Source organism: Phenylobacterium sp. (genome assembly GCF_016124325.1).
In the GTDB taxonomy this organism is placed as follows: domain Bacteria; phylum Pseudomonadota; class Alphaproteobacteria; order Caulobacterales; family Caulobacteraceae; genus Phenylobacterium.
This window is the reverse complement of record NZ_WGNY01000021.1, coordinates 21,978-42,851: the sequence shown is the minus strand read 5'-3', so window position 1 is coordinate 42,851 and position 20,874 is coordinate 21,978. Positions and strand designations below refer to the sequence as shown.

Annotated in this window: 20 protein-coding genes; 11 read left to right on the top strand and 9 right to left on the bottom strand. The window is 71.2% G+C overall.

From position 1 onward, the window contains the following. Nucleotide 1 precedes the first annotated feature (1 nt). Both GC203_RS13195 and GC203_RS13190 read right to left on the bottom strand, forming a co-directional pair. Entirely contained in the window at nucleotides 2–622 is a 621-nt protein-coding gene (locus GC203_RS13195; RefSeq protein WP_293455126.1) for a response regulator transcription factor, read from the bottom strand. Continuing rightward, nucleotides 619–2,304: a histidine kinase gene (locus tag GC203_RS13190; RefSeq protein WP_293455123.1), complete on the bottom strand. Its 1,686-nt coding sequence runs from the start codon at nucleotides 2,302–2,304 to the stop codon at nucleotides 619–621. The genes GC203_RS13195 and GC203_RS13190 overlap by 4 nt, the downstream gene beginning before the upstream one ends. 197 nt (nucleotides 2,305–2,501) lie before the next feature. On the opposite strand from GC203_RS13190, the gene GC203_RS13185 reads away from it, so the two are divergent. From GC203_RS13185 to GC203_RS13175, 3 genes are all read left to right on the top strand, one after another. Continuing rightward, a complete protein-coding gene (locus GC203_RS13185; RefSeq protein WP_293455120.1) occupies nucleotides 2,502–3,257 on the top strand; it encodes a PEPxxWA-CTERM sorting domain-containing protein in 756 nt (251 codons plus the stop codon). A 131-nt stretch (nucleotides 3,258–3,388) separates the two neighbouring features. Next, entirely contained in the window at nucleotides 3,389–4,798 is a 1,410-nt protein-coding gene (locus GC203_RS13180; protein WP_293455117.1) for a M20/M25/M40 family metallo-hydrolase, read from the top strand. 72 nt (nucleotides 4,799–4,870) lie between these two features. Beyond that, nucleotides 4,871–6,532 carry an MFS transporter gene (locus tag GC203_RS13175; protein ID WP_293455114.1) on the top strand — a complete coding sequence of 554 codons (1,662 nt, stop codon included), beginning with the start codon at nucleotides 4,871–4,873 and terminating at the stop codon, nucleotides 6,530–6,532. Nucleotides 6,533–6,660: 128 nt separating this feature from the next. On the opposite strand, the gene GC203_RS13170 is transcribed toward GC203_RS13175, so the two are convergent. The 3 genes from GC203_RS13170 to GC203_RS13160 all read right to left on the bottom strand — a co-directional run bounded on the left by GC203_RS13170 (nucleotide 6,661) and on the right by GC203_RS13160 (nucleotide 9,307). Continuing rightward, nucleotides 6,661–7,977: a dipeptidase gene (locus tag GC203_RS13170; protein ID WP_293455111.1), complete on the bottom strand. Its 1,317-nt coding sequence runs from the start codon at nucleotides 7,975–7,977 to the stop codon at nucleotides 6,661–6,663. Nucleotides 7,978–8,070: 93 nt separating this feature from the next. Further along, the gene (locus GC203_RS13165) at nucleotides 8,071–8,955 is read right to left on the bottom strand and encodes a bifunctional precorrin-2 dehydrogenase/sirohydrochlorin ferrochelatase (RefSeq protein WP_293455109.1); all 885 of its coding nucleotides are present in this window, start codon (nucleotides 8,953–8,955) and stop codon (nucleotides 8,071–8,073) included. 7 nt (nucleotides 8,956–8,962) lie between these two features. Continuing rightward, entirely contained in the window at nucleotides 8,963–9,307 is a 345-nt protein-coding gene (locus GC203_RS13160) for a c-type cytochrome (protein ID WP_293455107.1), read from the bottom strand. A gap of 130 nt (nucleotides 9,308–9,437) precedes the next feature. Here GC203_RS13160 and GC203_RS13155 point away from each other — a divergent pair, with 130 nt between their 5' ends. From GC203_RS13155 to GC203_RS13130, 6 genes are all read left to right on the top strand, one after another. Then, entirely contained in the window at nucleotides 9,438–9,899 is a 462-nt protein-coding gene (locus GC203_RS13155; protein ID WP_293455105.1) for a (2Fe-2S)-binding protein, read from the top strand. An 11-nt stretch (nucleotides 9,900–9,910) separates the two neighbouring features. Then, complete coding sequence (locus GC203_RS13150) at nucleotides 9,911–12,109, top strand: xanthine dehydrogenase family protein molybdopterin-binding subunit (protein ID WP_293455102.1); 2,199 nt, start codon at nucleotides 9,911–9,913, stop codon at nucleotides 12,107–12,109. A 44-nt stretch (nucleotides 12,110–12,153) separates the two neighbouring features. Continuing rightward, on the top strand, nucleotides 12,154–13,068 hold the full coding sequence (locus GC203_RS13145) for an acyltransferase (protein ID WP_293455100.1): 915 nt from the start codon (nucleotides 12,154–12,156) through the stop codon (nucleotides 13,066–13,068). A gap of 73 nt (nucleotides 13,069–13,141) precedes the next feature. Then, nucleotides 13,142–14,338 (top strand): helix-turn-helix domain-containing protein, encoded by a 1,197-nt coding sequence (locus GC203_RS13140; protein WP_293455098.1) that lies wholly within the window; start codon nucleotides 13,142–13,144, stop codon nucleotides 14,336–14,338. 52 nt (nucleotides 14,339–14,390) lie between these two features. Beyond that, nucleotides 14,391–14,759, top strand: coding sequence for a PRC-barrel domain-containing protein (locus GC203_RS13135; RefSeq protein ID WP_293455094.1), 369 nt, complete (start codon nucleotides 14,391–14,393; stop codon nucleotides 14,757–14,759). A gap of 41 nt (nucleotides 14,760–14,800) precedes the next feature. Then, nucleotides 14,801–15,229 (top strand): hypothetical protein, encoded by a 429-nt coding sequence (locus GC203_RS13130; protein WP_293455092.1) that lies wholly within the window; start codon nucleotides 14,801–14,803, stop codon nucleotides 15,227–15,229. Nucleotides 15,230–15,348: 119 nt separating this feature from the next. Here the strand turns inward: GC203_RS13130 and bla are convergent, their stop codons facing one another. Both bla and GC203_RS13120 read right to left on the bottom strand, forming a co-directional pair. Beyond that, nucleotides 15,349–16,473, bottom strand: a complete 1,125-nt coding sequence (gene bla, locus GC203_RS13125; protein WP_293455089.1) for a class A beta-lactamase — start codon at nucleotides 16,471–16,473, stop codon at nucleotides 15,349–15,351. A gap of 15 nt (nucleotides 16,474–16,488) precedes the next feature. Then, entirely contained in the window at nucleotides 16,489–17,457 is a 969-nt protein-coding gene (locus GC203_RS13120; protein WP_293455086.1) for a cation diffusion facilitator family transporter, read from the bottom strand. 304 nt (nucleotides 17,458–17,761) lie between these two features. Here GC203_RS13120 and GC203_RS13115 point away from each other — a divergent pair, with 304 nt between their 5' ends. Then, nucleotides 17,762–18,853, top strand: coding sequence for a GTP-binding protein (locus tag GC203_RS13115; protein WP_293455083.1), 1,092 nt, complete (start codon nucleotides 17,762–17,764; stop codon nucleotides 18,851–18,853). A 7-nt stretch (nucleotides 18,854–18,860) separates the two neighbouring features. Here the strand turns inward: GC203_RS13115 and GC203_RS13110 are convergent, their stop codons facing one another. Together GC203_RS13110 and GC203_RS13105 are read right to left on the bottom strand one after the other, a co-directional pair. After that, nucleotides 18,861–19,049, bottom strand: coding sequence for a hypothetical protein (locus tag GC203_RS13110; RefSeq protein ID WP_293455080.1), 189 nt, complete (start codon nucleotides 19,047–19,049; stop codon nucleotides 18,861–18,863). A gap of 224 nt (nucleotides 19,050–19,273) precedes the next feature. Then, nucleotides 19,274–19,717, bottom strand: a complete 444-nt coding sequence (locus GC203_RS13105; RefSeq protein WP_293455078.1) for a biopolymer transporter ExbD — start codon at nucleotides 19,715–19,717, stop codon at nucleotides 19,274–19,276. Between the two features lie 163 nt (nucleotides 19,718–19,880). On the opposite strand from GC203_RS13105, the gene GC203_RS13100 reads away from it, so the two are divergent. After that, nucleotides 19,881–20,849, top strand: a complete 969-nt coding sequence (locus GC203_RS13100) for a WD40 repeat domain-containing protein (RefSeq protein ID WP_293455076.1) — start codon at nucleotides 19,881–19,883, stop codon at nucleotides 20,847–20,849. The last annotated feature ends 25 nt before the right edge of the window (nucleotides 20,850–20,874 follow it).

Genomic DNA, 20,874 nt, shown 5'->3' with positions numbered 1-20,874 from the left:
CTCAGCCCAGACCGCGCTCGCGGGCGAGGATGGCCAGCTCGGTCCGGGACGACACCGACAGCTTTTCGTAGAGATTGTGCAGGTGCATCTTCACCGTGCCCTCGGAGATGCCGAGGTCGCGGGCGATCTCCTTGTTGCGGCGGCCGCGGGCGACGCAGCGCACCACGTCGGCCTCGCGCGGCGTGAGCGCCACGGGCTCGGCGGCCGGCTCGGCCAGCAGGCCGATCACCTGCTCCATGGCGTCCTTGTCGATCCACTGGGTCCCGCCGCTCACGGCCTCGGCCGCGCGCAGAAGAACGTCCCCGGCCGCTCCCTTCATCACCAGGCCGTCGGTCTTGAGCCGGATGGCCTCGACCAGGGGCTCGGGTTCGAGGCCCGCCGTGAGCAGCAGGATCCGCGTCGGCCAGCGCTCGGCGCGGGCCTGGGCCAGGAGCTGCAGGCCGGTGAGGTGCGGCATGTGGATGTCCACCACCGCCAGGTCGGGCGTGGCCTCAAGGATCGCCGCGCGCGCCTCCAGCCCGTCGCGGCAGCGGGCCAGCACCTGGAAGCCCCCGCCGTCGAACACGCCGGCCACGGCGTCCAGCATCAGCGGATGGTCGTCCGCCACCACAACACTCGTCATCCCGCCGCCTCCAGGGGCACGTCAATCGTCACGCTGGCGCCCTTCGGGCTCGACTTGAGCTCCAGGCGCCCGTCCATCGCGCGCACGCGCTCGCGCAGCGACCGGGGCGCGGCCCCGACCGTGATGGGCTCGCCGCCGGTGTCGTCGTCGAAGGCGAAGCCCCGGCCGTTGTCGTCGATCCGCACCACGAGCCGCCCGCCGGCGGCGTCGGCGGTCACGGCCACCCGCCGCGCTCCGCCGTGGCGCACCGCATTGGCCACCGCCTCGCGCACCAGCCGGGAGAGATCGAAGTTCATGCGGTCGGAAACGTTCAGGTCGTCGGGGCGCACCTCCGCGGTCACCTCGATCGTCCAATGGTGCGACAGGCGCTCGGCGAGCTGGCCGAATTCGCGGGCGAGCAGGCAGCGCGCGGTCGAGCGTTTGCCGCGCTCGGGTCGCATGGCGGCGATGAAGCTGCGCAGCTCCTTCTGTTCGTCCGAGATGGCGCGCCGCAGGATCGCGACGCGGTCGGCTGCTTCGCTGGGCAGGGCCGGGGCCTTGGCGAGGCTGTCGAGCTGCAGGCCCGCGCCGGCGAGGAACTGCAGCACGCCGTCATGGAGATCGCGCGCCAGGCGGACCCGGTCCTCGGCGGCGACCGCGGCGCGCCGCGCCCGCTGGGACTCCCACCGCTCCAGCGCGACCGAGACCTGGGCGCTCACCATGGCGCCGATCGCGAGGTCCTCGTTGGCGGGGTCCTCATGGTCGAACACCAGCACCCAGCCGGTCAGGCCCCGCGTGGAGGCGGGGATCACGAGCGCCCGTTCGAACGGCTCGCGCGCCATCAGCGCGCCGGCGAGCGGCGCGTTCGGCCCCTGGGCGCCGCCGCGCCCCTTGCGGACCAGCGTCGCGCCGGAGGGCGCGTGCAGCAGGAACACCGCCTCGCCGACCTCCGGCGCGACCCAGGGCTCGGCCTGCGGGGGTAGGGCCTCGGTCGAGAAGCGACCCTCCGACAGCACCGCCAGGGTCACATAGGGTTCGTCGGTCTCGCCCCAGAGGAAGGCGCCGCGCGAGGCGCCGAAGACCCAGAGCGCGTGGCGCAGGCATTCGGCGATCGGCGGATCCTGGTCGGCCTCGCCCTCGGACAGCGGGTCGGACAGCCGCGACAGCTCCTCCACCACGCGCTCGATGTGGCGGCCGAACGCCATCAGCATGACCGTGATCACGGCCGTGTAGCCCAGGCGCAGCACCAGCACCTGGCCTGCGCCGGCGTCCCGGTCGGCGCCGAAGGCGAGGCTTCCGCCGGCTGGGGCGAGGGCGGCCAGGGTGAGCAGCCCCATGATCGCCGCCCCGCGCGACCCCCACTGGATCGTGGCGCTCAGGATCAGGAACACATAGGGGCTGAAGAACGGGCTGTCGGCGCCGCTGGTCAGGTAGAGCAGCAGGGTGAACACGGCCAGATCCACCGCCGTGAGCGCCAGCGGGGTGCGGCCCAGCCGATAGCGGAACGCCGGGGTCCGGCTGGCCACGAAGAGGAGCAGGCTCCAGGCCAAGTAGGCGGCCAGCAGCCCGCCGACGATCAGGCCGATCGCCCGCGGCTGTGCGGGCGCGAGAAGGTAGGAGGCGGCGAGGAACAGCGCCAAAACGGCGCGCCCGATCGCGATCACCCGGCCGCTGCGGGCCGACGACAACTGTCCCGCGTCCACGGGTCCCCTCTCCACGGCGCAACGCGCCGGTCCGATGCAGTATCGCGGATGCCGCGCGACATCGACACCCTATCGAAAGTTAGTCGCCGCGCCCTACCGTCAGCCCGGATTGTTGCGCTGCAACCCCCGCCATAGCCTCAGGTGGACTGAGGACAAGGCCCCGGCGCTTCCGGCGCGGCGGCCAGGGAACGCAAGCCATGAACGCCTTCACCAAGTTGGCCGCCGCCGCGACGCTCGCCATCGCCGGCCTGGCCGCGGCGCCCGCCGGCGCCACTACCATCATCAACTTCGCCCAGTACCAGCAGAAGAACGCCGGCGACACGCTCGTCTGGACCCAATCGGCGGCCAAGACCGGCGGGACCCTGCAGGACATCGGCGACCCCACGGTGATCTTCCGCCTCTGGGACACGGACGTCGCGCACGGCGACCCCGTCGAGGTGCTGGCCACCCTGCAGTTCGCCGGCGTGGTCGACGACGGCAATCCGGCCCAGACGCTCGCCGGGTTCCAGGTGCAGCAAGGCCTGCACGGGACGTTCTCGTTCACCTCGCAGCAGGCCTTCACCCGCAACGGCGTGGACTACGCCGCCGGCGCCAACCTGCTCTCGGGCGCGTTCAGCGGCGGCGTGATCATGGGCGTCGCCACCGGCGCGATGAGCGTCGACCCCCTGGCGGGCGGCAGCGCCACCTACCTCTCCGATGTCTTCAACGCCGGCAACCTCGACTTCGAAACGTTCACGATCAGCCTGAACGCCATCCATCGCGGCCAGCTCAACGGCCTGACCCATCTCAGCGGCAAGTCGCTATCGAACTTCACCGCGACCACGACGGGCCAGTTCGGCGCGGCCGTGCCGGAGCCGGGCGCCTGGGCGCTGATGATCGTCGGCTTCGCTGGCGCGGGCGCCATGCTGCGCCGCCGCCGGACGGGCCCCGCGGCCGTCGCCCTGAGGATCTGACGGCGAAGGAACAGCCGGGGGGCTGCTCCCACGCCGCCATCGCCCGCTCCGGCCGCCCCACGGCCGGGGCGGGCGCTTTCGTCCGCGCCGCGGCCATGCTTGATTGCGCCTTCGTTCGGATGGAGGCGCGTATGAAGGCGGCGGGACTGGCATTGGGACTGGCGCTGCTCGCGCCCCTGGCGGCGAAGGCGGACGAGGCGGCGCTACGGCCCGACCAGGCCGCCTTCCGGGCGATCTACAAGGAGCTGGTCGAGACCAACACCTCGCTCTCGGTCGGCAGTTGCACCGAGGCCGCCCACAAGATGGGCGCGCGCCTGAAGGCCGCGGGTTTCGCCGACGACGACATCACCTATTTCGCCGTGCCCGAGCATCCCAAGGACGGCGGCCTGGTGGCGGTGCTCAAGGGCTCCGATCCCAAGGCCGGCTCGGTCCTGCTGCTGGGCCACCTCGACGTGGTGGAGGCCAAGCGCGAGGACTGGACGCGCGATCCCTTCGTGATGGTCGAGGAGGACGGCTTCTTCTACGGCCGCGGGACGGCCGACATGAAGGGCATGGACGCCGTCTGGGTCGACACCATGATCCGGCTGAAGCAGGCCAAGTCGCCGCCGAAGAAGACGCTGAAGCTGGCGCTCACCTGCGGCGAAGAGACGAGCGGCGCGTTCAACGGCGCCGAATGGCTGGGCAAGAACCGGCCCGATCTCGTCAAGGCGGACTTCGGCCTCACCGAAGGCGGCGGCGGACGGCTGGACGCCGCCGGCAATCGTGAGGCCCTGTCGGTCCAGGCCGGCCAGAAGATCTATCAGGACTACATCCTGACGGCGACGAACCCCGGCGGGCACTCCTCGCGGCCCCGGCCCGACAACGCCATCTACGAGCTGGCCGACGCCCTGCAGAAGATCCGCGCCTATGTCTTCCCCATCAAGCTGACTGACACCACGCGCGCGGCCTTCGCGCCGCGGGCCGAGCAGGATGACCCCGCCGGCCAGGCGCTGAAGCGGCTGCTCGTCGACCCCGCCGACGCCGAGGCGGCCAAGGTCGCCATGACCGATCCCGGCATCAATTCGGTGCTGCACACCAACTGCGTCGCCACCCTGCTCTCGGCCGGCCACGCGCCCAACGCCCTGCCGCAGCGGGCCACGGCCAACGTCAACTGCCGCATCTTCCCCGGCGAGACGCCCGAGGGCGTGCGCCAGGTGCTGGCCAAGGTGATCGACGATCCCAAGATCACGATCGACGCCCCGCATTCCGACAAGCCTATCGCGGTCAATCCGCCGATGGACCCCAAGATCATCGGGCCGATGACGACGCTGGCCGCCAAGTACTGGCCCGGCGTGCCGCTGGTTCCCTCGATGTCGGCCGGCGCCACCGACGCCGTCTATTTCGGCGTGGTCGGCATGCCGATCTACGGCGTGCCCGGCATCTTCGGCGAACCCGACGGCAACGGGGCCCACGGCCTGAACGAGCGCATGCGCGCCCGGTCGCTGTACGAGGGCCGCGACTATCTGTTCGACCTGGTGAAGACCTACGTCGGGGCGAAATAGCCGGCCGGGTTGGCGACCGCGCCCGAAGCGGTGCTAGACCAAGCGCGATAATTCTTGGGGAGAGAAGCAAGTATGGCGGACGTCGCCGCGACGGGGGCGCCGGGCAAGCCGGCCGCCTCGCTGAGGACCGTGGTCGCCGCCTCGTCGGCCGGCACCACCTTCGAGTGGTATGACTTCTTCGTCTTCGGAAGCCTGACCGGCATCATCTCCAAGACCTTCTTCTCGGGCCTGCCGGAGACGGCCGGCCTGGCCGCGGCGCTGGCGCTGTTCGGCGCGGGCTTCCTGTTCCGGCCCATCGGGGCCCTGGTGTTCGGCCGCATCGGGGACCGGCTGGGCCGCAAGGGCGCGTTCCTGACCACCGTGCTGATGATGGGCGGGGCGACCGTCGCCATCGGCCTGCTGCCCAGCTACGCCAGCTCGGGCTTCATCGGCCCGACGCTGCTGATCCTCATGCGCATCATCCAGGGCTTCGCGCTGGGCGGGGAATATGGCGGCGCGGCGATCTACGTCGCCGAGCACGCCCGCTCGGACGGCCGCGGCCAGTCCACCGGCTGGATCCAGACCTCGGCGGCCTTCGGCCTGCTGGCGGCGCTGCTGGTGATCCTCGCCACCCGGGTGATCCTCGGCAACGAGGCCTTCGACGCCTGGGGCTGGCGCGTGCCGTTCCTGATCTCGGCCCTGCTGCTGGTGATCTCGATCTGGATGCGCATGAAGCTCAGCGAGAGCCCCTCGTTCGCCAAGCTGCAGCTCGAGGGCGAGATCAGCCACGCGCCCTACGCCGAGGCCTTCGGCCGCTGGGACAACCTCAAGCTCGTGCTGATCGCCCTGGTGGGGATCATGTTCGCCCAGGGGGCGGTCTGGTACACGGCCTTCTTCTACGTCCAGACCTTCATGGAGCGGTTCCTGAAGGTCGCGCCCGAGACGATCAACACCCTGATGCTGTCGGCCACGGCGGTCAGCGCCGTGCTCTACGTCGTCTTCGGCTGGCTGTCGGACCGGGTGGGGCGCAAGCCCGTGCTGCTGTTCGGCATGACCCTGATGCTGGCCGCCTACTTCCCCGGCTTCCACATGCTGGCGCGCACGCTGAACCCCGCCCTGGCCGAGGCCCGGGCGACGACGCCGGTGGTGGTGATCGCCGACCCCGCCGACTGCTCGCTGCAGTTCGACCCTATCGGCAAGGCCAGCTTCTCGTCGTCGTGCGACATCGCCAAGGCGGTGCTGGCCAACGCCGGCGTCTCCTATTCCAACCAGGCCGGCGCGCCCGGCCAGCCCGCCCTGGTGCGCGTCGGCGAGCAGACCGTTCCCTCCACCACCGCCAAGGGGCTCACGCCTGAGGTCGCCAAGGCCGTGAAGGCCAGCGTCGAGGCCCGGCTCAAGACCGCGCTGGCCCAGGGCGGCTATCCCGAGAAGGCCGACCCCAAGCGGATGAACCTGTGGGGCGCGTTCGGCGTGCTGCTGGTGTTCGTGGTGGCGGCCACGGCGCTCTACGGCCCGATCGCGGCCTGCCTGGTGGAGCTGTTCCCCACGCGCGTGCGCTACACGGCGCTGTCGCTGCCCTACCACATCGGCACCGGCTGGGTCGGCGGCTTCGTCCCCTTCACCGCCTTCGCCATCGTGACGACGGTGGGCGACCTCTACTCCGGCCTGTGGTTCCCGTTCGCCTTCACCGCCATTTCGGTGGTGGTGTGCTTCCTGTTCCTCAAGGAAACCAACGGCCGCCCCCTGGACGGCTGAGCATCCTCCCCTTCGGGGGAGGTGGCCCGAAGGGCCGGAGGGGGTCCGCTCAGATGGATGGGCGGCGCACTCGGAGTGCCCCCCTCAGTCGCTCCGCGACAGCTCCCCCGGAAGGGGAGCATCTCGTTCTACTTCTTCCCCCCGTCCAGCTCGGCGATGGTGGCGTACGACGGCGGGGTGGTCGCCTGCAGCTTCTTCGCGACCGCCTCGGCCTCGCGCATGACCCGCAGGACGCTGCCGCCGGCCACCTTGGCGAGGTCGTCGTCGCTCCAGCCGCGGCGGGCCAACTCGGCCAGCAGGTCGGGGTATTTGTCGACGCCCTCCAGGCCCTTGGGTGTCTCGCCGATGCCGTCGAAGTCGGAGCCGATGCCTACGCAGTCCACGCCGCAGACCTTGGCGATGTGCTCGATGTGGTCGGCCACCATGGAGAGCGTCACCGGCGGCGGCGGATGGGTCTTGTCCCACTCGGCCAGGGCCGCCTTGGCCTTCTCGGGCTGGCCGATGTAGAGGCCGCCGAACGGCGGGGCGTTGTAGCGCGCCCGCTCGGCGGAGCGGGCCGCCGACCACACCATCCGGTCGTGGCTGACGTAGTCGGTGGCGAAGTTGACCATCACCACGCCGTGGTTGGCCGCCACCAGCTTCAGCACCTCGTCGGAGACGTTGCGGGCGTGGTCGTCCACGCCCTTGGCGCCCGAGTGCGAGAACATCACCGGCGCCTGGGCCACGGCCAGCGCGTCCTTCATCGTGCCCTCCGAGACGTGGCTGAGGTCGACCAGCATCCCCAGCCGGTTCATCTCCTTCACCACGGCCTCGCCGAACGGGGTCAGCCCGTCGTGCTTGGGATCGGCGGTGGCGGAATCGGCCCAGTCGGTGTTGAGCGCGTGGGTCAGCGTCATGTAGCGCGCGCCGGCGGCGTACATCTGGCGCAGCACCGGCAGGCTGTTGTCGATCTGGTGGCCGCCCTCGATGCCGATCAGCGAGGCCACCTTGCCGGCCTTGTGGATGCGCACGACGTCGTCGGCCGTGTAGGCCATCTCGAAGGTGTCGGGCCAGCGGGCGGCCATGCCCTTGACGATGTCGATCTGCTCGAGGGTCATCTGCACCGCCAGCGGGCCGGTCATGTTCGGCGGGATGAACACCGACCAGAACTGGCCGCCCAGATGGCCCGCCTTCAGGCGCGGGATGTCGGTCATCATGCCCGGCGCGTCGGGCTGGCCGGGGGGCGGCGGCAAGTGCGAGGTGTCGGCGCCGAGGTCCAGCTTCCACACGTTCCCGCCGGCGCGGTTGCGGATCTCCCAGGGGACGTCGTTGTGGCCGTCGATCAGCGGCGTCTTCGCCAGCACCTTCTCGATCCGCGCGGCGATCTTGGGATCGGCCGGCTGGGCGCTTGCAGCCCCTGCCGCCAGGACCAGAACCGCCGCCGCCGCCACCGTACGCATCGCCATCTCCCGACCAGGCCCTCGCCCATCTGAACGAAGAACAGCACGAAATCCGCCAGCCTGTCCGGCCCAGACGTCCGCCGCCGCGCGATTTGGCCCCTAGCCGGCGATCGGAAGCACTTCGGTGGTCACGCCCAGGGCGTCGAGGGCGGTCTGTTCGCCCCGCCACGCGGGATCGGTGACCAGCCGCGCCACGGTGAGGCCCTCGGCGGCCAGGGCGGCGAGCCGGTCGCAGGTCGTGGGCGGCAGCCGCTCGGCGTCGCGCCGGGCCAGGGCCAGGACGTCCGGATGGGCGCCCTCGTCGCAGGCCAGCACGTCGGCGGCGGCCAGTGCGCGGGCGGCGCGCAGGGCGAGCAGGTCGGCCGGCCCGCGCGCGTCGATGTACTGCACCTTGCCCGCCATCTGCGGATTGTCGGCCAGCGCGGCGCGCAGGCGCTCGCGGGCGGTGTCCATGTCGCCGGCCAACGCCGCCGAAGCGGCCGGGCCCGAGAGGGCGGCGCGCAGGAAGCGGCGGCGGGCCGCGGGGTCGGGCAGGGTGGCGCGCACCTCGTCCTGCATCGCCTGGAACAGGGCCGCGATCCGGCCGGCGCCCTCGGGCACGCGGGTCTCGATGTCGTGGCGCAGCATGGTCGCCAGCATGGGCGAGGCGCCGCCCGTGCCGATGGCGGCCACCACCTCGCCGCGGTCGATCACCGCCGGGGTGACGAAGTCGCAGAGCGCGGGGCGGTCCACCGCGTTGACGGGCACGTTGGCGGCGCGCGCCGCCTCCACCGCCGCCAGCGCCCAGGCGTCGTCCTCGGCGGCCACGAAGGCCAGGCTCACGCCCGCATAGGCGCGCGGATCCAGCGCCCGCGGCCCGGTCAGGCGCAGGAGCGTCGCGGGCGATCCGTCGAACAGCCGCGCCTTGGCCTCGGCGCCCTCGCCCTCGCCCGCCACGGCGACCGTGCGGCCGGCCAGCGGGAAGAAGGCGGGGAAGGCGTCCACGGCGGCGCTACTTCAGGGTCTTGAGGTAGGCGATGAGCGCCGCGCGGGCCTCGTCGGAGGGCACGGTGGCGAACATCTTGGTGCCGGGCGCGAACGCCGCCGGGCCCTTCAGGAAGGCGTCGAGGTTCTCGTCGGTCCAGGTCTGGTCCGACTTGGCCTTGAGACCGGGCGTGTACGTGAAGCCGGGCTTGGCCGCGATCGGGCCGCCCGCCGTACCCACGAGGCTGGGCCCCATGATCGAGCCCATGTGGCACTGGCGGCACTGGATGTTGAAGAGCTGCTCCCCGTCGGCCGCCAGGGCGGGCAGGGCGGCGAGGCTCAGGGCGGACGCGAGCGCGGCAAGGCGGAACATGGGGACTCCTTCGCAGGGTTCGTCGGCGTGGTGCGGCGCAAGCGCGGAACGGCTGTTGTCGCCGGGGCGCGATTTACGCGGATGTCTGAACAACGTTAGGATCGAAACAAATCAGTCAGGGATGCGGCTCATGGCGACTACGCTGGATGTGAACGGACGGCCCCTCAACGTCAACTCGCCGCCCGACACGCCGCTGTTGTGGGTGCTGCGGGATGAACTGGGGCTGACCGGCACGAAATACGGCTGCGGCATCGCCCAATGCGGGGCCTGCACCGTGCTGGCCGATGGCCAGCCGATCCGCTCGTGCCAGGCGCCGGTCTCGGCGCTGAGCGGCATGAAGATCACCACCATCGAGGGCCTGGGCGGCGAGCATCCGGTGCAGCAGGCCTGGGTGAAGCTGGACGTGCCCCAGTGCGGCTACTGCCAGTCGGGCCAGATCATGAGCGCGGTGGGCCTGCTGGCGCAGAATCCGAACCCCGACGATGCGGCGATCGACGCGGCGATGGAGGGCAACATCTGCCGCTGCGGCGCCTATCAGCGCATCCACGCCGCGATCAAGGACGCCTCGGCCCAGCCGGCGGCGGCCAAGTAGGGGGGACGGCCATGAACAAGCCTTTCAAGGATATCGCCGCCGCGCCGACCCGCCGCGAGGCTCTTGCGGTCGGCGCGACGCTGGTCGGCGGCGCGTTGCTGGTCGGCTGCTCGATGCCCGACGCGCTGTCGGCGGGCTCGAAGGTGAAACCCGGCGCCTTCGGGCCCTTCGTGAAGGTCGACCCCGACGGGGCGGTCACGGTCGTGTCCAAGCACATCGAGTTCGGCCAGGGGAACCACGCCGGCCTCGCCGCCATCGTCGCCGAGGAGATGGACGCCGACTGGGACCGGGTGAAGGTCGAGCAGGCGCCCGCCAACGCCAAGCTCTACGGCAACACGCTGATGGGCGGCATCCAGGGGACCGGGGGCTCGTCGGCCATCGCCAACTCCTGGACCCAGCTGCGTACGGCCGGCGCGGCGGCGCGGGCCATGTTCGTGCAGGCCGCCGCCACGAAATGGGCCGTGCCGGTCGCCGAGGTCACGGTGAAGGACAGCGTCGTCGCCCATCCGTCCGGGCGTAAGGCCGGCTTCGGCGAGCTGGTGGCCGACGCCGCCAAGGTGACGCCGCCGCAGGCGCCCGCCCTGAAGGATCCCAAGGCCTTCACCCTGATCGGCTCCGACCTGGTGCGCCGCAAGGACGCCCAGGCCAAGAGCACCGGCACCGCCCGCTACACCCAGGACGTCCGGCTGCCCAACATGCTGGTGGCCGTGGTGGCGCACGCCCCGCTGTTCGGCGGCAAGGTGGCCTCGTTCGACGCGGCGGAGGCCGAGAAGGTCCCCGGCGTGGTCGAGATCTTCAAGATCCCGACCGGCGTGGCGGTGGTGGCCCAGTCCACCTACGCCGCCAAGACCGCCCGCGACGCGCTGAAAGTGACCTGGGACGACTCCAAGGCCGAGAAGCGCGGCACCACCCAGATCCTGGCCCAGTACCGCGACCTGGCGTCGGGCAAGACCGCGGCGCCGGAGAAGAACGGCTGGAAGAGCTTCGAGGCCCATGGCGACACGGCCAAGGCGACGGAGGGGGGCGAGGCGCTGGAGATCGCCTACGACTTCCCCTATCTCGCGCACGCGACCATGGAGCCGATGAACTGCGTGGCCATGATCGGCAAAGGCCCGCCGCGGCTGGTCTTCGGTTCGCAGTCGCCGACGCTCGACCAGCTCAACACCGCCAGGATCGCCCCGGCGCTGCCCGGTTCGGTGGAGATCGAGACCCTGTTCGCGGGCGGCTCGTTCGGACGGCGCACCAACTTCCAGTCCGACTACGTGGCCGAGTGCGTCCATATCGCCAAGAAGGTGGGGGCGGGGCGGCCGGTGAAGCTGGTCTGGACGCGCGAGGACGACATGCGCGCCGGCTACTTCCGGCCGATCGTGCACCACGCCCTGCGCATCACGCTCGACAAGGACGGCTTTCCCGCCACCTGGCGGCACCGCGTGGTCACCCAGTCGATCATGAAGGGCGCCCCGCCCGGCGCGCCCACGGGCGGCGACTACGACGAAACCGGCGTCGAGGGGGCCAAGGGCTCGCCGTACCTCAAGGCGACGCCGGTGGTCGACGCCCAGGTCCTGCAGCCCGACGTGGGCGTGCCGGTCCTGTGGTGGCGCTCGGTGGGGGCCACCCACACGGCCTATGTGATGGAGCACACCGTCGACCAGCTCGCCAAGCGGGCGGGGAAGGACCCGGTGGAGTATCGCCGCGCGCTCTACGGCAAGGCCGGCGCGACGCGCCATCTCGGCGTGCTGAACCTCGCCGCCGAGAAGGCCGGGTGGAGCGAGCCCGCGCCCGAAGGCTGGACGCGGGGCGTGGCCGTCCACGAGAGCTTCGGCTCGGTGGTCGCCCAGGTGGCCGAGGTGAAGCTGGAGAACGGCGTGCCGAAGGTGGGCCGCGTGGTCACCGCCATCGACTGCGGCGTCGCCATCTCGCCCGACCAGATCGCGGCCCAGATGGAGGGCGGGACCTGCTACGGCCTGTCGGCGGCGATGTTCGGCCAGATCACGCTCACCGACGGCAAGGTCGATCAGGCGAACTTCGACACCTATCGGGTGCTGCGCCACTCCGAGGCGCCGAAGGTCGAGACCTACATCGTCACTTCGGCCAATCCGCCGAGCGGCGTCGGCGAGCCCGGGACGCCGGTGATCGGCCCCGCGGTCGCCAACGCCTTGTTGACCCTGACCGGCCAGCCCACCTTCAGCCAGCCGTTCGTCAAGAGCTGACGCCGGCCTGAGGGACGGGCGAATCCCGTGCTAACGCTGGCCGCATGACGTTCGACCTCATGCGGCTGGTCGCGGCCCTGCTGGTGGTGGTGAGCCACACCTTCCCGCTGGCCGGCCAGCCGCCGCTCCGCATCGTGGGCGTCGAGGACCTGGGCGCGCTGGGCGTCTCCATCTTCTTCGTGATCAGCGGCTACCTCGTGGCGGCCAGCTACCGGCGCGACCCGAAGACCTATCTGCTCAAGCGCGTGCTGCGCATCGAGCCGGGCCTGATCGCATCGCTGGTCGTGACGGTGGTCCTGCTGGCCTTCGTCACCACGGCGCCGATGGGCGTCTACTGGCCGAAGGCGGCGCTCTACGTGCTCCGCAACGCGCTGCTCTATCCGGCGACCTACGAGCTGCCGGGCGTCTTCGAAACCGCGCCGATGGCCGGGGTGGTCAACGGCGTGCTGTGGACGCTGCGCCTGGAGTTCAGCTTCTACCTCGTGCTCATGGCGGTCCGCGCGCGGCTCGCCCCGATGCTGGCGCTGGCCGGCCTGTGCGCCGCGGTCTGGCTGGTCATGACCTTCGCCGCGCCGCAGTGGGCCGACGAGCGGGCCAGCCGCGTCGCCTTCCTGATCGCGCGCAACGGCCTGCTGTTCTTCGCCGGGGCGGCGCTGCAGGCGGGCGGCGTCGCCGTTCCGCTCTGGGCGGGCGCGCTTTCGGTCCTGGCCTTTCCGCTGGCGGGGCCACTCGCCCTGCCGACCGCCGTCCTGGGCCTCTCGCGGCCCGGCAAGCTGCCGGCCGACCTCAGCTACGGGGTCTACATCTACGCCTTTCCCGTGCAGCAAATGCTGGCCGTCCACGGCGTGCTCAACCTCGCCACCGCGGTCCTGGCGGTGATCCCGTTCGCCCTGATGAGCTGGTTCCTCGTCGAGCGCCCGGCGCTGTCGCTGAAGCCAGGCCCGCGCCCCGCGTGGTAGGCTCCACGTTTCCCGCCGGACATTCCCCGGACGTTACAGAGGGTTACAGCGGGGCGGGAGTGGAAGGCCAGGGATGATCGACGACCCGTCAGAGGCTTTCGAGGCGCAGGTCGCCCGCGTGCGCGCGGCCGGCGTGCTGGGCCGCAGCCACGGCCTGGCGCGCCTGTTCGACTATCTCGCCGCGCCCGAGCGGCGGGGCCGCACGCTCAGCGAGGCCGACGTGGCCCTCGACGTGTTCGGCCGCGAACCCGACCTGTCGGGCGACGCCTCGGTGCGGGTCTACGTCCATCGCCTGCGCAAGAAGCTCGAGGCCTTCTACGCCGGTCCCGGCGCGGACGAGACCCGGCGCCTGGTGATCCCCGTCGGCGAATACCGCCTGGAGATCGCGACCGCCGCGCCCGCCCCGGCCGCCGGGCGGCGCGCCCGGTCCCGGTGGCTTTGGCCGGCCGTGGCCGCCGCCGCGGTCCTGGTCGCCGCCAACGCCGGGGCGTGGTGGTGGGTGGCCGGCCGCGCCGGGCCCACCCAGGACCTGGCCGCCGCGGCCGCCTCGCCGATCTGGGCCGGGCTGGGGCGCGAACGGCCCGTGATCGTGGCGATCGGCGACTACTACATCTTCGGCGACACCGACTATGGCGACACGCCCAAGCGGATGGTGCGGGCGTTCGAGATCAATTCGCCGGCCGACCTCGACGCCTTCCTGATGGCCAACCCGCAGCTCCAGGGCCGCTACGTCGACCTCGACACCTACTACACCCCCGTGGGCGCCACGCTGGCGCTGCGCGAAATCATGCCCCTGGTGCGCCAGGCGGCCGGCGGGCTCGGCCGCGTCCGCGTGATCACCGCCTCCCAGCTCACCCCCGACATGCTGAAGAGCGCTGACATCGTCTACGTGGGCTACCTCTCGGCCCTGCGGGTCCTGCAGGCGCCGGTGTTCGAGCGCTCGCGCTTCACCATCGGGGCCACCTACGACGAGCTGATCGATCGCCGCACCGGCGTCAGCTACACCTCCGGCGCGGGGCCGGCCGCGACGGGACAGCCCAACCGCGACTACGGCTATCTGGCCGCCTTCCGCGGGGCGGCGGGCAACCGCTTCGTCATCGTCGCCGGGAACCGCGACATCGGGGTGATGCAGACCGCCGAGATCGCCGCCGACGGCCGGTCGCTGGCCGCGCTCCGCCTCGATCCCGACAGGGCGGTGGAGGCGCTGTACCAGGTGGACGGCGTGGGGCGCACCAACATCGGCGCCACGCCCATCTTGGCGGCGCGCTGAACCTCTTCGCGGGCCGGACCGTTGAGTCCGTATGCCGCAAAGGAGGAGAACGATGAACAAGCCCGTCCATCCGCTGATTCCCGCAGACCGCGTCAACGGGACCGATGTCTGCAACGAGGCCGGCGACAAGCTGGGCAAGATCGAGGACGTCGCGATCGACAAGGTCTCGGGCGAGGTGGCCTACGCGATCCTGTCCTTCGGCGGGGTCCTGGGCTTTGGCGAGAAATATCACCCGGTGCCGTGGAGGCTGCTGACCTACGACGCCGACCGGCGCGCCTATGTGGTCCCGCTCGACAAGGCGGCGATCGAGGAGGCCCCGACGATCGAAGGGGGCGAGTTGAGCGGGTGGAACGACGCTGGAAGCCGCGAGGCGATCTTCGGCTACTACGGCCGCTACGGCGTCGGGCCCTACTGGATCTGACCGCCCCGCCCGTCGGGGCGTGGGGTTCCAACCTGCGAACGATGTCGACTAGAGTGGCCGCCATGCGCCGAAGCCTGCTGATCCTGGCCGCCGCGGCGGCCACCCTCGCCGCATCGAACGCCTCGGCCGAGCCGCGCGGCCTCGCCGCCGCCTTCGGCAACACCGTCAAGGCGCTCTATCCCGACGGCCGCTACCAGTGGCTCTGGATCCGCGCCGACGGCGACTGGGAGGCGGTCGGCCGCCGGGGGCTGTGGTCGTCCGGCCACTGGTCGAGCAAGGACGACAACAAGGTCTGCCTGCGCCAGTCCAAGCCCTTCCCCGTGCCGTTCTTCAAGTACTGCACGAAGTTCCCGAAGGACGGCGGGATCGGGGTGGTCTGGTCCTCGCACGACATGAACGGCGAGCCGATCCGGGTCACGGTGGTGCCGGGCATCCAGCGGCCGCCGGCCGGCCAGGTGGCCGCGCGCTAGAGCCTTCCCGGATCAGGTGGGATCACCTGATCCGGACAAGAAGGCTCGATCTTCAAGAGTGTAGAGCCCGTCCGGGCGGGTGAACCGGTATCCACTTCACCCTGACGGGCTCTGAACCTTTAGTCGGCCATCCGCGCGCCGCCGGTGTCGCGCGCCCACTGATCGACCACCGCGCGGCTCACCGCGTGCATCAGGGCCAGCCGCTGGCTCTGGGGCTTGCGCGTCTCGCGCAGCATCACCGCCACCGCATAGGTGCGTCCGTCGGGCGCGGTCAGCAGCCCCACGTCGTTGATTCCCACCGAGGCGCCGCGCCAGTCGGGGCCGGTGCCGGTCTTGTGCGCGATGGCCCAGTCCTCCGGCAGGCCGGCGCGCAGGCGCGAGCTGCCCGTGCGACACTGGGCCATGAGGTCCAGCATCACCCGCGTCGAGCCCGCCGAGAGCAGCTCGCCGCGCTTGAGCGAGGCCAGCGCCCGGGTGATCGCCGCCGGCTTGGCGCCATCCGGCGGGGCGGCGAGGTAGGCGTCCAGCGCCGCGTCGCGCACCTCGTCGGGCAGTTCGGCGCGGGCCTGCTTGAAGATCCAGGTGAAGCCGTATTCGGGCCGCCAGGTGAGACCGGCCGTACGGGTCTGCAGGTCGCGTTCGGACGCGCCCACGGCCACGCCGTTCAGGCCCTTCTCGGTGATCGTCCGGGTGACCACGTCGATCCCGCCGACCTCGGCCATCAGCTTGTCGCTGGCGGCGTTGTCGCTCTCGGTGAGCTGGCGCTGGAGCAGGTCGTAGACGGTGGTCTCGAACCCCTCCGGCCCGCGGATGCGCCGGGTCACGGGCTGGTAGAACACCGAGCGGTCCGACTTGGTCAGCACCACCGGCTGGTCCAGGGTGAGCGAGCCGTCGTCCACGGCCTGCAGCACCGACAGCGCCACCCACAGCTTGGACACGCTCTGCTGCGGATACGGCCGGTCGAGATCGACGCCGGCCGTCCAGCCCGTCCTCACGTCGGTGACCGCCAGGCCGACGTCCTCGCCGTAGCCCTCGGCCAGCCGGGCGAGTTCGGCCTGCAGGGCCTGGGGCGCGGGCGGCGGGATTTCGGCGACGAGGCGGGCGTGGGGGGCGGCGGGCGGCTTGCCCGCGAGAAGCGACGCGCGGTCGGCCGAGACCATCCCGCCGGCGACGGCGGCCGACGTCACCACGGCGGCGGCGGCGAGGCCGGGCCAGCCCTTGAGATGACGCCACAAGCCACTCATACGCGACGCTCCGAACTATCCGTGCGCGTGGCCGCAGTGCGAATCGTCGACCGTCGCGCGGACCTCGACGGTCACATGCGAGACCCCGGCCAGTCCAGCCAGCCGGGCGCGATAGGTCGCCGCAGGCTGGGGATCGTCGGCGGCGATCACCGCGATCACCGCGTGGTGCCCGGGGCCCAGGCGCCACAGGTGCAGGTCGACCACCCGCTCGCCTCCGTCGGACAGGCGCCGCCGCACCTCGGTGGTCAGCTCGGGCGACGGGTTGATGTCCAGCAGCGCCGCTCCGGCCCGGCGCAGCAGCGTCCAGGCGAAGTGGGCGACGAGGCCCGCGGCCAGCAGGCCCGCCAGCGGGTCGGCGAAGGTCCAGCCCAGCATGCGCCCGGCCAGCACCGCCGCCAGCGCCAGCACCGAGACGGCGGCGTCCGCCGTCAGGTGCAGATGGATCGCCGAGAGGTTCACGTCGCCGGCGGGGTCGTTGCGCGCCGCCGCCGCCTGGGTCGGCCGCAGCAGCCAGACGCAGATCAGGTTCACCACCAGGCCGCCCGCTGCGATGGGCAGGGCGTCCTGGTAGTCGACCGCCTCGGGGCTCGCGAGGCGCGCCACGCTCTCGACGCCGATCAGGACGCCGGTGACGGCCATCACCACGGCGTTGGCGAAGCCGGCCAGATAGCCCAGCTTGCCGGTCCCGAAGCTGAAGGCCGGGTTGTCGGCGTGACGGCGCGCCAGGGCGTAGGCGCCGGCGGCCACCAGCAGGGCGGCCACGTGCGCGCCCATGTGCAGGCCGCTGGCGATCAGGGCGAGCGAGTGGGTCGCGGCGCCGCCCGCCACCAGCACGGCCAGCGTCGCGGCGCAGATCGCGGTGACGATCCAGGTGCGCCGTTCGTTGCGCCGATGGTCCGCGCCCAGATAGGTGCGGTCGTCGCGAAAGCCGTCGAGGCTTTCGGCGGGGGTCGGCCGGTCCGGGGCGGCGGCGGTCGAGGTCAAGCGGGCTCTCGTCGGTGTTCGGCGGGCGAGTGTTATCTTATAACAGAAATGGGCGGTCAAGGCGCGGTTTCCTTTCCCGCGGAACGCGGGAGAGGGGGACCCGTCGCCGAAGAGCGACGGGTGGAGAGGGAAGGCGGCGGGCAATGCGCATGCGGCCTTCCCTCTCCACCGCCCGCTCTTCCCCCGGCGCGAGGCCGGGGTCGGCGTGCGGTCCCCCTCTCCCACGCCGGCGTGGGAGAGGAAGGTTCTCTTCCGCCTCGCGCCGAACTTCCCTCCGCGCCTTCCCGCGACTACATGACGAGCCATGAGCGAAGCCGCCACCGCCCTCAAGACCCCCGTCACCGTCCTCACCGGCTATCTCGGCGCGGGCAAGACCACCCTCCTGAACCGCATCCTCTCGGAGGACCACGGCAAGAAGTACGCCGTGATCGTCAACGAGTTCGGCGAGGTGGGCATCGACAACGACCTGATCGTCGGCGCCGACGAAGAGGTCTTCGAGATGAACAACGGCTGCGTCTGCTGCACGGTGCGCGGCGACCTGATCCGGGTGCTCTCGGGGCTGATGAAGCGCAAGGGCAAGTTCGACGGCATCATCGTCGAGACCACGGGCCTGGCCGATCCGGCCCCGGTGGCCCAGACCTTCTTCGTCGACGAGGACGTGCGCGCCCGCACCGAGCTGGACAGCGTCACCACCGTGGTCGACGCCAAGCACCTGCCGCTGCGCCTGAAGGATTCGAAGGAGGCGGCCGAGCAGATCGCCTTCGCCGACCAGATCATCCTCAACAAGACCGACCTCGTCTCGGAGGCCGAGCTGGCCGAGGTGGAGAAGGCGATCCGCACGCTGAACCCGATGGCGCCGATCCGCAGGGCGCAGCGCTCGAACGTGCCGCTCGACACGATCCTCGGCCGCCACGCCTTCGACCTGACGCGGGTGACCGAGCTGCAGCCCGACTTCCTCAATCCGGCGCACGGCGAGCCTGGCCACGTCCACGACGAGCACTGCGAGCATGACCACGATCATCACCATCACGATCATGGCCATGACCATCATGACCACGATCATGGCCACGGCCACATCCACGACCACGTGGCCGAGAGCGGGATCAGCTCGATCTCGCTGACCTCCGACAAGCCGATCGACGCCAACCGCGTCACCGCCTGGCTCAACAATGTGCTGCAGACCCAGGGGCCCGACATCCTGCGGGCCAAGGGCATCATGGACATCAAGGGCGAGGAGCGCCGCCTGGTGTTCCAGGCCGTGCACATGATCCTCGAGGGCGACTTCCAGGGCGAGTGGAAGCCGGGCGACAAGCGCTATTCGCGGCTGGTCTTCATCGGCCGCAACCTCGACAAGGCCGCCCTTCAGGCGGGCTTCGAAAGCTGCGTTGCGGCCTGATCCGGTCCTACGCCGCCAACGGCGGGTGACTGACGAGGCGCTTGAGGCTCTGGGCGGCGACCACCTCGGGCCGCAGGAGGCCGCACCACTCGTAGGAGCGCCCGCCGCGCCATTCCAGCAGCAGACGGCGGCCTTCCATTCGCCAGCGGCCGTGATGCCGCTCGGACTCCACCCAGACTTCGATCCGTTCCCACATGGCCTTGGCGCCTTCGCGCGATCTACCGGGTCATTCTGACCCTGCCTGAGCCTGAAGTTCTAAACGAAGGCGGTTATGTGCCGATTAATGCTGAATCGGCCGGTAGCCATGGCTCCCCATCGCGCCAGCGATGGCGGGCGGTTCCTCTCCCGCCGCGTATCGCCCATGAAAAAGCCCGCCGGGGTCTCCCCCGGCGGGCCGTTTCGAAAGCTTGTCCGAAGCGCCTAGAGCTCTTCGTTGATCAGGGCCACCTGATAGAAGCCGTTGCCCTGCAGCGTGTTCATGACGCTCATGAAGTCGCCGTAGCGCACGTCGCGGTTGGCGCGGATGTACACGCGCTGCTCGGTCGGCGGCAGGGTCGGGTCGTCCTTGGTGAGCTGCGTCGCCAGGTCGGCCGGCAGGTGATCGAGCGTGGTCGGGATCTCGCCGATGAAGATGGCGTTGCCGGCCTGGATGTTGATGAGCGTCGGCTCCTTCACCTTGGTGCCGGGGGGCGGCGGAATCGCGGGCGGCAGGTCGAGCTTGATCGACACCGTGGCCGCCGGGATCGACACCATGAAGATGATGAGGAGCACAAGCATGACGTCCACGAAGGGCGTCACGTTCATGTCCGAGTTCTGGCCGAGGTCGAACTTGCCGCTCCCGCCACCGCCGATCTTGGCGCCCATGCGTCCTGATTCCTTCCCATGAGCCTGCAAAGTCCAGGCCCGTCGCGGCGACCATTGGCAAGCCGCCCGCCGCTTGTAAAGCGCAAAGCGGCCGAACGTCGTTCACCTGCCCGACTCGTCGCACGCTTGCCCGCAGGTCGTGCGACCGAATAGGGGAAGGGCCATGAACTTCAGCTTCGACGCCTATGTCACCGCCGCCCTGTTCGACCGCGCTGGACGCGCCGTCTTCGCGCTGGGCGACGGCGCGGTCTGCTTCGAGGGCGGCGAACGGGTGGAGGCGCACGACGGCGCCTGCCTCGCCGCCTGCCTGCCGCCCACGGGCGAGGGGATCCTGACCGCCGGCGACGACGGCCGGGTGGTCCGGGTGACGCCGGCCGGCGCCGAGGAGATCGCCAAGGTCCCGGGCCGCTGGATCGAATCGATCGACGCGAGCCCGGAGTCGAAGCTGGTCGCCTTCTCCGCCGGGCGCGAGCTGCACGTGCGCGACATGGCCGACCCCGCCTTCTCCCGCGTCTTCGCCCACGAGAAGTCGATCGCAGGGCTGGCGTTCGATCCGAAAGGCCGGCGCATCGCGGTGGCCACCTACGGCGGGGTCTGGCTCTGGTACGCCCGCATCGCCGACCAGAAGCCCTCGATCTTCAAGTGGGCCGGCAGCCACATCGGCGTCTGCTGGAGCCCGGACGGCAAGTTCCTGATGAGCGCCATGCAGGAGAACCAGCTCCACGGCTGGCGTGTGGCCGACGAGAAGAACATGCGCATGGGCGGCTATCCGTCGAAGGTGAGGAGCCTGGCGTTCCTCTCCCGGGGCCAGCTCATGGCCACCTCGGGGGCCAATGGCGCCGTGGTCTGGCCGTTCGCCGGCGCCACCGGGCCGATGGGCAAGCAGGCCGCCGAGATCGGCTACGACGACGCCGCGGTCACGTCCAGGATCGCCGCTGTCCCGGACAAGACCTGGCTGGCCGCGGGGCTCGACGACGGCCGCGTCTGGGCCGCCGACGTCACCGGCGAACGCCTCGTGCCGCTCAAGGCGGAGAAGGGCGCGGCCATCTCGGCTCTGGCCCTGAGCCCCGATGCGAAGCGGGTGGCCTGGGGCGACGAGGATGGAGCCGCGGGCGTCGCCGAGATCGATTGACGGCCGCGCCGGCCGGATCGACCCT